Origin of the sequence: Dysgonomonas sp. UBA7630 (assembly GCF_002483985.1) — a bacterium.
Lineage (GTDB): Bacteria > Bacteroidota > Bacteroidia > Bacteroidales > Dysgonomonadaceae > Dysgonomonas.
The window spans coordinates 37,453-52,567 of the sequence record NZ_DLIY01000025.1 but is presented as its reverse complement, the minus strand read 5'-3'; the positions used below and the strand labels follow the sequence as shown (position 1 = coordinate 52,567).

Annotated in this window: 7 protein-coding genes; all 7 read right to left on the bottom strand. The window is 36.7% G+C overall.

Features of this window, described 5'->3' with window-relative positions; genetic code table 11:
- Positions 1 to 30: 30 nt before the first annotated feature.
- Positions 31 to 2,358, bottom strand: coding sequence for a GH92 family glycosyl hydrolase (locus tag B3P17_RS11070; protein WP_252637562.1), 2,328 nt, complete (start codon positions 2,356 to 2,358; stop codon positions 31 to 33).
- A 1-nt stretch (position 2,359) separates the two neighbouring features.
- Positions 2,360 to 3,481, bottom strand: coding sequence for a basic secretory family protein (locus B3P17_RS11065; RefSeq protein WP_252637564.1), 1,122 nt, complete (start codon positions 3,479 to 3,481; stop codon positions 2,360 to 2,362).
- A 154-nt stretch (positions 3,482 to 3,635) separates the two neighbouring features.
- Positions 3,636 to 5,261, bottom strand: a complete 1,626-nt coding sequence (locus B3P17_RS11060) for a RagB/SusD family nutrient uptake outer membrane protein (protein ID WP_306540402.1) — start codon at positions 5,259 to 5,261, stop codon at positions 3,636 to 3,638.
- A gap of 32 nt (positions 5,262 to 5,293) precedes the next feature.
- Positions 5,294 to 8,518 carry a SusC/RagA family TonB-linked outer membrane protein gene (locus B3P17_RS11055; protein ID WP_291105480.1) on the bottom strand — a complete coding sequence of 1,075 codons (3,225 nt, stop codon included), beginning with the start codon at positions 8,516 to 8,518 and terminating at the stop codon, positions 5,294 to 5,296.
- Between the two features lie 449 nt (positions 8,519 to 8,967).
- Positions 8,968 to 12,975, bottom strand: coding sequence for a hybrid sensor histidine kinase/response regulator transcription factor (locus B3P17_RS11050; protein WP_291105478.1), 4,008 nt, complete (start codon positions 12,973 to 12,975; stop codon positions 8,968 to 8,970).
- Between the two features lie 539 nt (positions 12,976 to 13,514).
- On the bottom strand, positions 13,515 to 14,273 hold the full coding sequence (locus tag B3P17_RS11045; RefSeq protein ID WP_252637572.1) for an MBL fold metallo-hydrolase: 759 nt from the start codon (positions 14,271 to 14,273) through the stop codon (positions 13,515 to 13,517).
- Between the two features lie 24 nt (positions 14,274 to 14,297).
- Positions 14,298 to 15,098: a hypothetical protein gene (locus tag B3P17_RS11040; protein ID WP_291105475.1), complete on the bottom strand. Its 801-nt coding sequence runs from the start codon at positions 15,096 to 15,098 to the stop codon at positions 14,298 to 14,300.
- Positions 15,099 to 15,115 lie beyond the last annotated feature (17 nt).

Genomic DNA, 15,115 nt, shown 5'->3' with positions numbered 1-15,115 from the left:
AATAGATGACTCTTATCTTAGTGTAACAAGTTATTTAGAAAGAGAATACGGCTTTTCGTCTTCATTGAACAGCCTTTTTTTGTTTGGAGTTGACGACATTTCGAATGTAAGCTCAGCTCCATTTTTGATATCATCATAATTGATATAAGCTTTTGTATACGGTTTACCATTTAGCTTTACCGATTTTACATAGCGCATTTTATCGCTTACTTTATCTGCTTTTATTTCCAGATAGCGTCCTTCTCCTAAGTTTACTTTCATGTAAGGAAAATAAGGAGCTCCCAGAATATATTGGTTTGTACCCGGACAAACAGGATAAAAGCCCATCGCAGAGAATATATACCAGGCTGACATCTGTCCGCAATCATCATTGCCACAGAGACCATCGATGCTATTGCGATACATACGATTCATAATTTCCCGTACCCAGTACTGTGTTTTCCAAGGCTGCGAAGTCCAAGCATACAAATATGCTATGTGGTGACTTGGTTCATTGCCATGTACATAATTACCCATAACGCCTTCGCGGGTAACATCTTCTGTTTCTGCGAAAAACTCATCAGGTAAGTGCATGGTGAAAAGTGAGTCGAGGCGTTGTACAAACTGTTTGTCGCCACCCATTTCTTTGATAAGCCCTTTTACATCATGCGGAACAAAAAATGAATAGTTCCATGAATTGCCTTCAATAAAACCTTCTCCATGTGTGCTTAGCAGGTTGTATGGTGTTTTCCACTCACCGTTGCTTAAACGAGCACGTACAAAACCTATTTGATGATCGAATACGTTTCTGTAATTCAAAGCCCTTTTCTGATAAGCATCTGCTACAGATTGGTTACCTATTTTTTTAGCGGTATTGTATATTGTCCAATCGTCGTACGAATATTCAAGGGTGATGGATGAGCCACTTCCATTTCTGTCAACAGGGACATAGCCAAGCTTTTTGTAATATCCTGTACCATCATAGTAATCGAGGTTAGAACTACTTATCATCGCTTCCAACGCTTTGTCTTTGTCTATGTTCAAACCCTTATCCAAAGCATCTGCTAAAACAGATACAGAGTGATAGCCGATCATGCACCAGTTTTCGTTGCCCATGTGAGACCAAACAGGTAATGCTTTGTGAACGCTTTGTTCGTAATGAGCGATCATCGATTTTACAATGTCGGTGCTTCGCTCTCTGTTGATGAGATTGAATAATGGGTGGAGGGCCCTAAAGGTATCCCATACAGAAAAGATAGTATAATTAGTAAAGCCTTTAACCTGATGTATGTTATGGTCTATACCTCTATACTGCCCATCCACGTCCATATATACTGAAGGATTAATCATCGTGTGATACAATGATGTGTAGAACATTGTTTTCTTATCAATGTCTCCTGTTATATCTACTACGTTCAATTCTTTGTTCCATTTTGCTGTTGCTTCTGCGGCTATCTGGTCGAAAGATTTTCCTTTCGTTTCAGCCTCAAGATTTTTTATTGCTCCTTGCGTACTCACTGCCGACAAAGCTACTTTTATAACAAGAGGAGCTGACGCATTATTATCGAATTCCAGATGAGTAACAATTTTTCGTCCGGCTATTTCAGGAAAATTATTCTGTAAGTCAAACTTCCTCCAGAATCCTGAGTATTTAGGTTTTTCTTTATCTACATACCCATATTTTTTTATTGGCTTAGATAAAGAGATCGCAAAGTAGGTATAGTTTTCTCTAGCCCAACCATTCGTGATACGATAGCCTGTAATCAGCGTGTCGTTTTCAACTCTCAGGCTTGCCCAAAGAACTTTTCCGTCATAATTATAGATTCCGTGTGTAAGATCCAATAATATTTTCTGAACCTCACCTTCGGGGTATGTGTATTTATGTACGCCAACACGTTCTGTTGCTGTTAGCTGTGCTTTTACTTTATAGTCGTCGAGGACAACTTCATAATATCCGGGGCGTGCCTTTTCTGTATCATGCGAATAGCGAGACCGATATCCTGAATCGGGTTTGTCGGCTGTGCCGGGGTTAAATTTGAGTGGTCCTGTTACGGGTACGATTAAAATATCTCCTAAGTCGGAATGTCCTGTCCCACTAAGGTGTGTATGACTAAACCCTACAATGGTTTTGTCGTCGTGCTGATATCCGGCACAATATTTATATGTGTCTTTCTGATATACACCGTTTATACTATGAGGTATAGTATCCGTGTCCGGGCTTAACTGTACAATGCCATGAGGAACACAAGCTCCCGGGAACGTATGTCCCATCTTTACAGTGCCAATCATGGGGTTGACATAGGATGTCTTCTCTTGTCCGGATACCATACCACACAAAATGTATAAAGAAAAAGTGAGGACAATTTTGTTGAATTGCATATTATTTTTTAGCGTTATTAATTAAATATTCCTGATATTCATTCCACATGCCTTCGATGCTCGCTTCGGGTCCGAAAACTTTCTTGATAGCGCCATCAAAACTCCATACATCCATATCTCTTACTGTAAGGTGAAATTTTCGGATTGCATCCGGGTCTTTAGTGGTGAGCCACTGTATAAAAAATCCTGTGGTGCGGTAACCATCCATCCAGTTGCCTCCGGGTTTGCGTGTACTCATATCAAAGAGTCCAGCTTCGGCTCTCACTGCATCGGCGATGCCTTCGATACATGCCCAGAAAGTTTTATTATTGCCGTAGTTTCCAATGCCTTTTGGTTCAAACTGGTAACCATGTGTCAATTCGTGATAAAGAACGCCACGTGTTTCGAAATCTAATTTATGTAATGATTCTTTAGCTGATTTTTCTATGTGCTGTGTGCTATACACTATATTTATATTAGGAGAACTGCCTCCTTTAGCCGAAACTCCGTTGTAATCTTTCAGTGTATAATCTATTTCCTGTACATCTACCATTGGATCATTAGCTGTATAATACAATATTTCGGCTACCTTTTGGGTATGGTATTTTACATACTCGTCAGGATTCTGCACTAGCTGATGATATATCTTATTACCCTCAGTATCGGGATCGAGAGACTCAAATACTACTTTGGGATATTTGAAGTTTTCCCAACCAGCTTTTAAGTTTTTAGTTGATAATACAACTTCTGCAATCTTCAGCGTGTCATTGTTGGACGTTTTGGCCTCCAGCATATAATATTTGTATGTTGCAGGCTTTTGTACTACACATAATATTTCCTGAAAACGTGAACAAAAAATCTGATCTTTTCTCTCATCTACTATTGTCCATTTTTTTCTATCGTTCGATCCTTTTATAGTCCAGTTAGTAGGATCATAAGCAGGGAGCTCCCCTGTAGAGTATATTTTATAGCTTAACACAGGCGTGGTATATTCTGTATCAAATACAATTTGATTCAGTTGCCTTTTTCCTGTGTAAGATGTTGTAAGGTCATTATCCAACAATTCTTTCGGATTCGTTGATAATGATTGGCTTTGACATGCTAAAAAAGGAACAAGTAGAACAGATAATATTAGCTTTTTCATTATATTCTGTCAATTGTTTTGAGAAATAAAAGAGATACTTGTTTTCGTAATTTATAGTTAAACAACCTGCAATTCCTTTATTGCAATGGGAATTGCAGGTTATTAATTTTATATAGGTTTCAAATAAGATTCACTATTTGTAAGAATCTTTATTTTAATTCCATCCTGGATTCTGATGTCCTTGCAGAGAAGGGTTAGCTTGCATTTCACTTAATGGAATAGGCCATAATAGAGCATATTCAGGAATTGCGCCAACTTTAGTACTTCCGTCAGGTTTGTTTTGGATTTTTGCCGTTGCAAGTGCTACCCATTTTAGCTTACCTGATTGGTTGCCATCAGCTTCCGGGTACAAACGAGTACGACGAATATCATCCCATATCTTGAACTCTAATGGGAATTCATGGAAACGTTCAGTTAAGATAGACTGTATCAACGCATCGCCAGCAGCAGTTTCATCTGCTAGTCCGGCACGTTTGCGTACTTGGTTAAGATAAGTTCTAGCCTCACCTTCTTTTCCTGTACGTGCAAGACCTTCAGCCGCAATTAACAATACTTCGGCATAACGGAATGTAGGCATGTTGTAGTCGCCATCTTTACCTGTTTTTAGAGCATTTTCATCAAGCCAAGCCCAGTTTCCAACATTATTTAATGTACTTGTTATAGTATTTTCACCTATCGTATAAGTATATTCTTTGAAGAAAAATTGTTTTTCATGTCCGCGGATATCACCAGGGGCATAGCTATTGATCAACATATCGCAAGGCAAGTATGCATTATACAAAACGTCTCCACCCGGTTTGAAAATACCCCATTGGAAAGCATCTGTTCCAATTGAACGACAAGCATAAGAGTTACCTACATTGTAACTGGTTTGGTTGTATTCTTTAGCGAAGATGATTTCATTCGACGACTTTGTTGTTTTAATGACGTTGTAAGCAGAATTAAGATCATCGCTACTTCCTTCTGGTTGTATAAGGGCGTGTTGTCCACCTTTTACTACTTCAAGAGCCATGTTAGCTGCTTTAGTATAATACTCGTTTCCGCCATTGAGAGGAGCACCTGCCCATTGTAAATATACTTGAGCTAAAAGCGTTTGAGCCATTGGTTTAGTTACATAGCAACCATTCGCATAAAATGCTTTGTTAGCTAATACATCTCCGGAGATGATGCTAAGCAAATCTTCTTCGATGTGTTTGTATACATCTACAGACGGTGTACGTTCTACATATATACCATCCAAAGATGTATAAGGTTTATCTATATATGGAACATCACCAAATTCTTTTACCAGATAATAATAAGCGTATGCTCTGAAGAACTTACCTTGTGCAACAAAATTGTTTATTTGTGTTTCACTTAATACGTTAGTCATTGTCGGAATATTGGCAATAACGAAGTTTGCACGTGAAATACCGATATAGAATTCAGACCAAAGCTTTCTTGCTGTAGCATCGAACGCTTCAATATTAAAGTTACCTCCTTCGGATGCAGTCGTAAACGTTCTATCTTTACGTTTATCTACGAACAAGCCGGACATAATACCGCCCCACATAGTGGCTTTAGGTGTCCAACCACCATCAACATCAATATTATTCAAATATGGAACCCCACCGAAGTAAAGTGCATTTACAGCTGTTTTAGCATCAGATTCTGTTTTCCAGAACTGACCTGCAGTTTTTTCATCCAGCGGCTCTTCTTTCAAGAAGCCATCACATGAACTCATTACTAATGATAATGTAATCATGTAAAAGATGGATTTGTATATTTTATGCAATTTCATATGATTATGAATTTATTGTTTATTACTATTAATTAGAATGCTACATTAAGACCAAACGTGAATGTTCTTGGACGTGGATAGGTAAAGAACTGGCGGTTGGTTCCCCATTTATTGTCACCCAAACGAGATGAGTTGTCAGGATCATATCCTAAATAGTCAGATGATGTAAGTAGGAATGCGTTGTTTACACTAGCATATAAGCGTAATGAAGAAAGACCCACTTTGTTGAGGATTTTAGGATTGAATGTATAACCAAGTTGGATTAGGTTTACGCGTAGGTAAGAACCATCGGCAACCCAAGTATCGTCAGCTTGATTGTTTGCACCTTGACCAAAGTTGTTCAAGCGAATAGCTTGTGCTGTACCTGTAGGATTCAGCGTTGGGTGCCATGCATCTTTGTAAAGACGAGTAAGACCACTAGTTAAGAAACGAGCCTCTGTAGAGTGGAAGAACTCTTGCATAACATCTACACCCCATTGGAATTGCAGATCTAATGTTAGGTCAAATCCTTTATATCTAAAGGTGTTGATGAATGATCCGGTCCAATCAGGTAAGCCATTACCAAGAATCTGACGTTGTTTATATGTAACTTTTTCACCAATAGTTGAAGGTATATTCATTGTTTCAGCATCCCAGTTAGAAGGAACTCCATCATAGATACCGGCACGTTTGTAACCGTAGAAAGTAGAAAGTTCTTCACCTTCGCGGATTAACATGTCATAACCAACAAAACCATCAAGAAGGATTTGGCGTTTGCCTGTAATCGGATCCACAGACGAACTTGGGTCTAGTTTTTCTACACGGTTTTTATTGTAGTTTACATTTAGAGTTGTATTCCATTGGAAGTCACGAGTATCAATCGGATATGCATTGATCAATAAGTCCAAACCACGGTTCGAAACTTCTCCTACGTTTGTTGTAATAGAAGAAAATCCGGTTGATAAAGGTAGAGGACGGCTAAGTAATAGATCGGTAGTATATTTATAGTAATATGATGCTTCTAAGTTCAGTCTGTTGTTGAACAAACCAAGATCAATACCGAAATCTAATTGATTCGTTCTTTCCCATTTCAGACCCGGGTTGGGCATTCTGCTCATATAAGACACAGTTTGTAAGCCATTACCAATAATAGTGGTTGATTGGCCCATTGTCGCTAATGATGCATAAGGATCTATCTCTGAGTTACCCGTTGCACCGAAAGAGGCATGTGGTTTCAGTTTGCTTATAATCTGATTCTCTTTCAAGAAATTTTCATTAGAAGCCATCCACCCCAAACCGATTGAAGGGAATAGTGCATACTTGTTATTGTCTCCGAACTTAGACGCTCCATCATAACGACCTGTAACTGTAGCCATATATTTATTGTCGTAAGAATATGCGCCACGTAGGAAGTAAGAGTTCATTGTCCATTTATAGTGATCGTTACCTACCGAAGGGCGATCTTCACCTTTACCTAAGTTGTAGTAAGCATAAAAGTCATCCGAGAATTTACTTCCTGAAGCACTGAAATATGTATAGTTACGTTCTTGCCAAGACATACCTGCCATCGCATTGATATAATGCTTTCCTAATGTCTTATTGTAAGTCAGGTATGTTTCTTCTTGCCAATACAATGTATTAGAGTTGTTTGCAGAAGCAGAACCTGTAGAACTTTGATTGATTAGTGGACGTGGAGTGAACGGTGTGTAATTGGTATTACGGTTGTTCTGATAGTCAATACCAAGCTGTGTTTTTAAATCAAGACCTTTTGCAAGATGGAAAGTTAAAGCTGCATTACCAAATATTTGCGTTTTGTATTGCATAGCTTGGATGCGCTCAAGCAACTCAACAGGGTTACCAACACCTTCAGGACTAAATCCTTGCTTCCCGCTGTCAGGATTATTTTGATCATTTAGAATAGAGTTTGTTTTAATGATATTGGTTTGAGTATATACTCCATCCAACTCAACTGGTAAGAATGGCAACTGTTCGATCATTGTACGTAAAGCACCTTGACCGTATGGGTTGTCCGAAGTTCTGTTACCCCAAGTGTGGTTCACTAATAAATTGATACCTGTTGATAACCAGCTTGTTGGTTTATCGTCATAAGCTAATTTTGCATTCAAACGTTTGAAATAAGAATTACGCATGATACCTTGTTGGTCGGTATAGTTTAAGAATGCACCAACAGAAGAGTTTTCGTCACCACGTTGGATACTTAACTGATGATTGTGTGAAAAAGCTGTTCTGCTTGCTTCTTTCTGCCAATCTGTATCATATATAGGAGTACCGTCCGAATTGAACAAGCGTGTGTCTGTGAAGATTTGAGAAAGGTCTGTAGTAAAGTTTTTACCTTGCCAAGCATTGGCATTTTCCAAACCTTGCTTAAATGCAGCCATCCATTCGCTAGAATTCATAACATCCATATATCTCGACATTGTGCTAACGGATAGTGAACCATCGTAAGAAATACGAGCGCGTTTTCCTGTATTGCCACCACGTTTAGTTGTTACTAGGATAACACCATTTGCTCCACGTGCACCATAAATAGCAGCTGAAGATGCATCTTTCAATACTTCAATAGACTCAATGTCATTTGGATTAAGATATTGGAAGTTTGACATAACCACTCCGTCAACTACATATAATGGACTTGCAGAAGCATTAATGGTAGAGATACCGCGGATGATAACACGTACTTCTCCTCCGGGTTGTCCGGTATTAGAGAAAATATTTACACCGGCAGCTTTACCTTTTAATCCTTCAAGGGCATTAAATGATTGATTTTTTACGATATCGCTACCTTTAGCAGTAGATATAGATCCGGTTACATCCGATTTACGCATTGTACCGTAACCTACTACGACTACTTCTTCCAAGGCTTTAGCATCTTCTACTAATACCACGTCGATGCTGGTTTTTCCACCAACAACTATTTGTTGTGTATGGAATCCTATAAAAGAAAATACAAGTGTTGAATTGGAATTTGGAGCAGTGATAGTATATGCACCGTCCAGATCTGATATTGTTCCTGTTGTAGTACCTTTGACAACAACGCTTACGCCGCTTAATGGCTCGCCGGTTGCGTCTTTTATTGTGCCTTTCACAGTGATGTTACTCTGTTCAATGCTTTTGCTTTCATTTGCATCCTTTACGGCTGCAGGAGCTGAAGCAGATGAGTACTGAAAGATCATGAGAGAAAGAAATAGAAAAAGTGCCTTTCTGACATAATCCTTGTAGTAACTTTTAGAAGTATTACTTGCAGATTTTTTTCTCATAATATGATTTTTATTAAGTTAACTTGTAATTAGTTATTTGAGACATTCGTCTCTGTTTTGAATTTAAAATGAGTTGGTTTTAATGAATGTTACATAAATTCTAGGTTTTAGAGGTTAATATTATAGGGAGTGTAATGTATTTTCCTTTGTCTTGATATACCTGAAAGTTGTTTTATAAACCTTTTACCTATCTGTAAGTCTTTAAATTTCTAGGTTGATAATTGATGTTTTATGTCTTTCTGTTTTCCATGGACAATTCTTATATTGTATATAATATCTTTAAGAATTCCTCTGAGCTATTTTAATGTTTATTCCAATAAGGAACATGCAATGTTAATATTTCTGTATGTTTATTTCTTTATCTTAAAAGCTGAAAAAGGTATCCTTATTTACATGATGTAAACGAGGATACCTTTTTGGTTTTTTAGGATACTATTCGGTCTGTCTAGTTATTTTTGCTGCCTGTATTCCTTAGGGGTCATATTGTATTTTTTTGAGAACTCTCTATAGAAGTAAGATTTGTTATTTATCCCCACCTTATATATAATCTCTTGAATGGTGAGGTTTGTTGTGATTAATAATTTTGCAGCACAAGTAAATCTGTAATCTTTTATAAAATCACTTGGTGTAAGTGATGTTATTTTCTTAAATCTTCGGTACAGATTCCGTGTATTTGTACCAAGCTTTTCTGCTATTAACTCCGGTCTAAGATTCTCTTCTTCGATATTACTGTCTATTATCGAAATAACGGACTCCATAAACTCTTTATCTTCCTGATGTATTACTTGCCCATCCGAATACTCAAGTGCACTTTCGGGTGAATAGTAATAGTCTTTTAGTTTCTTCTTCGTATTTAGAAGACGATTTATCACAGAGCGCAAAAAGAGTGGGGAAAATGGTTTTGTAAGATATGCATCTGCCCCAACATCGAGACCTTCAGATTGATCTACATCACTAATCTTTGCTGAGATAATAACCAAAGGGATGTGTCTGGTTATTTTGTCTGATTTTATTTGGTTTATCAGTTCCAGCCCGCTCACCTCAGGCATCATGATATCAGTGATGATCAGTTCCGGCATTTGGCTTTCTATTTGTCTAAGCGCTTCGTTTGCATTGTTAGCTCCTTTGATAATATATTCGTCTGATAAAATATCATTGATGAGCCATATTATATCTTCATTGTCATCTACAACGAGTATTATTGGTTTAGAACTCTTGCCTGAGTTGTCATCCGGTACAACGTTTACCGACTCTTGAAGAGTAGCAACAGGTACTTCTTTTATTTCTAGTCGAGGCAGTTCCACAATAAACTCTGCATATTTATTTACTTCACTTTCTACTTTTATGTTCCCTTGTAATAGCTCAACAAGGCTTTGGCAAATAGACAGCCCTATTCCATTCCGCGAAGATGTACGAGAGTATTGGTTGTCACTCCCTATTTCTTCAAGGATGCTATAGCGGTCAAATATAATCGGAATTTTAGAAGCCTCAATTCCCTTTCCTGTGTTGTATACTTTTAGGGTTAAGGTATCGTTGTCTGTCATTAAGGTAACTTTGACTTCTCCACCTTCTTTTGTGTATTTAAATGCATTGGATACAAGGTTGGTGTATATTCTATTGAAACATATTATATCTGTATTCCAAAGTAGCTTATCCGGTACTTGTAGGTTGAATCGTATTTTATTTTGCTCGGCAATAGAAAAGAATGACTGAGACTGTTTCGTTATTTGTTCGGCAACAGGAGCATTCTTTATTATATGGAGGTTGTATTTGGATTCTTCTAATTTTCTGAAATCGAGTATTTCTTGGATAAGCTCGTTTAGATTATCGACATTGTTGCGCAAGATCTCGATATACTTATGAAAGTTATTATCCATATTTGGGGTTTTCTCTATGCGATCGGTCACTCCATTTATAAGAGTTAGCGGAGTACAAAACTCATGAGTAACATTTGTGAAGAAGTCTAGTTTAGCTTCTATCAACTTCTCTTTTTGTTCTTCTTCTATTTTATTCGCTAGTTGTATTTGCTTGTTTATTATTTTTTTGCGAATCATATAAATGATATATGCGCAAACAAGCAAGAATAAGCATGCATATCCAACTATTGCCCATGTGGTGAAATACCAAGGAGGTAATTTCTTTATATGGAGGGTGTAGAATCTTTCATCGGAATTGAACACGTCGTTCTTATATCTAACTTTCAAGACATAGTCTCCTGAAGGCAGATTGGTGAATGTTATCTCATTTGACTTTTGTAAATCTGTCCATTCATTATTGTAGTCTTCCAGCATATAAGAATATTCGTAGTTTTCTCCATCGATATAGTCTACCGCTATAAATGAGAGGGTAAAAGCTGCGACATTAGCAGGGATTTCGAGATACTTCGTGCTGTTGTTAATGTAATTTGACAAGGGACGATCTTCTCCTGATATTTTTAATCCAAAGAAATAAAGATCAGGTCTATAGCTGTTCTCAAAACTATATCCGGGCTCTAGCCATGTGAGTCCGTTTATACCACCAAAGAAAAGTCGCCCTGTATATGGGCAATGCCAGTAGGCATCATCAGAAAATTCAAAGACTTTTAGATCAGGAAATGTATAGTTGTGGAAAAAGTCGTTATGCGGATTATACTTAGCCAGTCCTTTATTTGTACTTAGCCATATACAGCCTTCTTTATCTTCTAGTATCCCGTGTATCATATCATTTATGATGCCACTTTTTCTGTCAAATTGCTTGATTGTATGATTTCCGTTTTTGAAAAACTGCATTTGAGTTAGGCCTGAGCTGGCTCCGAAATAAAAAACAGAGTCTTTACTCTGATAAACGCTTAAGACATCACCAATAGCAGTACTTTCTGCTTTATTGATCGGAATAAATTCGTATTGTTTGTTCGTGATGTTAAACCGTGTTACTCCATAACCACCTCTATTCCCTATAAATAATGTTGATTTTCCGTCATAAGTCATAGAGTGGAACTCGTTGCATGTCTTATCGTTTTTCTTCGGAAAAAAGGCATTTATCGATTTAACTTCAACTGTTGGAGCCTGATTGTCAACAACAACTTCCAATAAACCATTTCCGGCTGTGGCCATCCATAATGTGGAATCATTTACTTCACATATTGAATGAACTTTACCTATTGTGTTCGGAGTCTTATTTATCGCTGTCTTTATTTTATTGTCTTTGTACGAATAATAAGAAAGTCCCGGGCCTTCTGTCCCTAACCAGATTAAGTCTTTCTTTTTACTTCGTAAAAAACAGAATACAAGGTTGCTGACTAGTCCTTCGGTTGTTGTGTAATGGATTATTTCCGATGATGGGATTTTTACATTATTCAACTTATCGTAATTCTTAATCAAAAAAATACCGTCACCTTTTGTTCCTACCCAAAGATTGTTGTGTTCGTCGGTATATATCGAACGAACAGGTTTTTGACTATCGAATGGTAAATGTTCGAGCAGTATATTCCCAAACATATCGTGATTCTGATAGAACATTTCTACTCCTTTGCCATCTGTTCCAAGCCATAGTATATCTTGTTTATTATCTTTTAATAAGCAAAAAACACCTATCCCGCTGGTTATAACTTCCGGTCTATAGTGGTCTTCTATATTCAATTTTACTACGCCATTGTTTTTGAACGCGATATATACGTCATATTTGAACGATGTTATTCTTGCTATACCGCCATTTTTGGCTGTAAGTTGCGATATATCTGATAATAATATTTTTTTTGAAGCAATTATGTCATATAGGTATAGCTTTTGATCTTTATCAACGAAGTAAATCTTATTGTTCTCATAAGATGCATAATCTATATTTTTATCATGCATTGTTATTTCATGAGTCTTTAGTTTTATATCCGAATCCTGCTTCTTAGAATATTCAATATTAAGGAGCTTCCCATTGTTTGTAGTCAGATAAAGTTTATCATTCTTAGTAAAGAAAATATCTTTTATCGTTTCAGCGTCAGCCTCAGGGAGATGGATGTCTTGGAATCTTTTCAAGTCGGAAGATGATGAATAATAGGAAATATATCCTCGTTTGCATATAACCCATGTATTGCCTTTACTGTCTGCGGCTAATAGTTTTGCTTCGNNCGGGTGAGACTCTGTTACTCGCCTGTCTTTTAACGAGAATCTGTTAAGTCCAAGAAATGTGGATATCCACAAATGGTCAGCATCTGCTTGCGAAATTTTATGTATGATATTGCTGCAAAGTGAATATTCGTTGTCTAGTTCGAACCGATACACATAAAGGTTTTTTCCATTGTATAGATTAAGGCCATCATATGTACCAAACCACATATATCCATTTTGATCTTGGTACATACATAATACAGCGTTATTTGACAGGTCAAGGTTTCCGACTCTGTGAGCCCCATATGCAGCATATGAACTCAGAGTTGAAAATACAGAGAACCAGCAAATAAGAAATAAGGTGGTTGATTGTTTCATTCTCGAATTGTATGGTGGTTTTAGTGCATTACACGAATAACAAGGTATCCATGAATATGTTTCTTCATGAGTTAGAGAAACTAAATTATCTTATAGTTATATAGCCTAACAGAGTATTTGAAGAACAAAGAATTTAGAGCATTTAATTTACAAAAATAAGAGATAATATTGTAAAAATATAGTTAAATCGTTCGAGATTTAAACTTTTATAATATTCTGAATATAAAAATGGTTGACATAAAACTCTTTAATTGTATTGCAGTAATATTAACTCGGTATTCATTTGATTATGCATGCATTACTGATATAAATAATTCCAATGTTTTTCTTCAGTATTTATTTTACACGTTAAGCCTAAATATTTTCTAAATATAATAAAATCTTTAAAATAGATGACTATTTAATAAAAAGTTATTAATATCTCTTTTGATATGTGCTTGTGTATTTTTAATGTCCTCGTTAAGTAATATTCTGTTCAAGAATAAAAATAAATCTAACGGGGTCTATGATACTATTAATCTTCGTTGTATAACCTTATATTATATATTGATTTCAAGCCCGTCGTACGACAAGTATACATTTGGAGGCAATATGACCTGTACCTTATCATGTAATCCCATTTGATGAGACATGTGTGTCAGATAAGCTTTCTTAGGAGATATTTTCTTTATCTCTTCCAAAGCTTCTATTAGATTTAAATGAGATATATGCTTGTCGATACGTAGAGAACTAATAACTAAGGTATCCAAGTCTTTTAATTTATAGTATTCTTCTTCAGGTATATGCTTTACATCAGTGAGATAAGCGAAGTTATTGATTCGGTAACCTAAAATAGGCAGCATGTGATGCATGATTTTTATAGGTTGTATCTCAATATTCCCTATATAAAAAGACGCTTCATGACTCACTTCGTGAAGCCTGAACGTGGGAACTCCGGGGTAGCGGTGCTCCCTGAAAGAGTAGGGGATTCTTATTTTTAGCGCATCTAAGGTAATAGCGTTCGAGTATATATCTACATCGTCGAATCTACAGAAAGGACGTAAATCGTCTAATCCGCCCACATGGTCATAATGTTCGTGAGTGAGTAATACTCCATGAATGTGCGAAAATTCCTCATGAATAATTTGCTCCCGGAAATCAGGACCACAATCGATAAGAATTCGCTTATCACCTATATTCAATAAAACAGACGCTCGCAGGCGTCTGTCTTTTATGTTATTAGAGGTGCATACCTCACATTTGCAGCCAATTTCAGGGACTCCTGTGGATGTTCCTGTTCCTAAGAACTTTATCTTCATCCTTATCAAATATCTTTGTTTACACTATTTTCGTAGAATCCATAAATCTGTTAATGGTATTCTGTATGTTTTCAATAATTGTGCAGAAGACTTTCGTGCATTATACTGTTCTTCCACGGTCTTTATTTTATTCAAAGCTTCCTGTTCCGAGTCATACGTTCCGATAATAACATAATATATACCCGAAGTGTTTTTTACTACGATTAAAGACTCTTTCGCCCCTAACGTTTTTTTTAGGTGTTCTGATCCATTATATTTATTCGTTAGTGAAGCTATTACTACACTATATTTTTTAAGCTTTGCTTTATCTTCTTTATTTAAGTAAGATAATCCTTCTGTTTTGAGCGTTTTCTTCTCACTATCGAGTAAATGCGCAAAAAAGTCTGAACTTTCGGGTTCTCCAACCAATGTTTCGCTTGTTTGTCCTCCTTCTGCTTGAGCATTAGACGGTGATGTTACAGGCACCACAACAGATGTCTTCTTCGGACAATCGGGACATTGATCGATAAGAGCCTGTCTGCGTTTTGCAGCTTCCAAATATACATCTCCATTTGCATACTCCGAATCATCATGATTTACTTTATAATGTTCATAAGTAGTTTTTACCTGAGCCATGTAAGCCGATTCGGCCGCATAGTTTATTGATTCGCTACTACTTTTCGTTTCTTTACCCGAAGTATTTTTGCTTTCTTCGATTAAGAAGCTTTCTCCTTTCATCTGATTGTTTGCCTCCCGATAAAATTTAGTAATAGATTTTTCCTGTGATCCACAAGAGGATACAAACATAATAATTGATAGTAGTAAAGTTGTGTAGATTGTCTTCATTCTTAGATGTTTGTTTA

Coding starts and splice junctions, on each gene's coding strand:
- B3P17_RS11070 (WP_252637562.1), bottom strand. CDS start 2,358: ATGCAATTCAACAAAATTGTCCTCACTTTTTCTTTATACATTTTGTGT.
- B3P17_RS11065 (WP_252637564.1), bottom strand. CDS start 3,481: ATGAAAAAGCTAATATTATCTGTTCTACTTGTTCCTTTTTTAGCATGT.
- B3P17_RS11060 (WP_306540402.1), bottom strand. CDS start 5,261: ATGAAATTGCATAAAATATACAAATCCATCTTTTACATGATTACATTA.
- B3P17_RS11055 (WP_291105480.1), bottom strand. CDS start 8,518: ATGAGAAAAAAATCTGCAAGTAATACTTCTAAAAGTTACTACAAGGAT.
- B3P17_RS11045 (WP_252637572.1), bottom strand. CDS start 14,273: ATGAAGATAAAGTTCTTAGGAACAGGAACATCCACAGGAGTCCCTGAA.
- B3P17_RS11040 (WP_291105475.1), bottom strand. CDS start 15,098: ATGAAGACAATCTACACAACTTTACTACTATCAATTATTATGTTTGTA.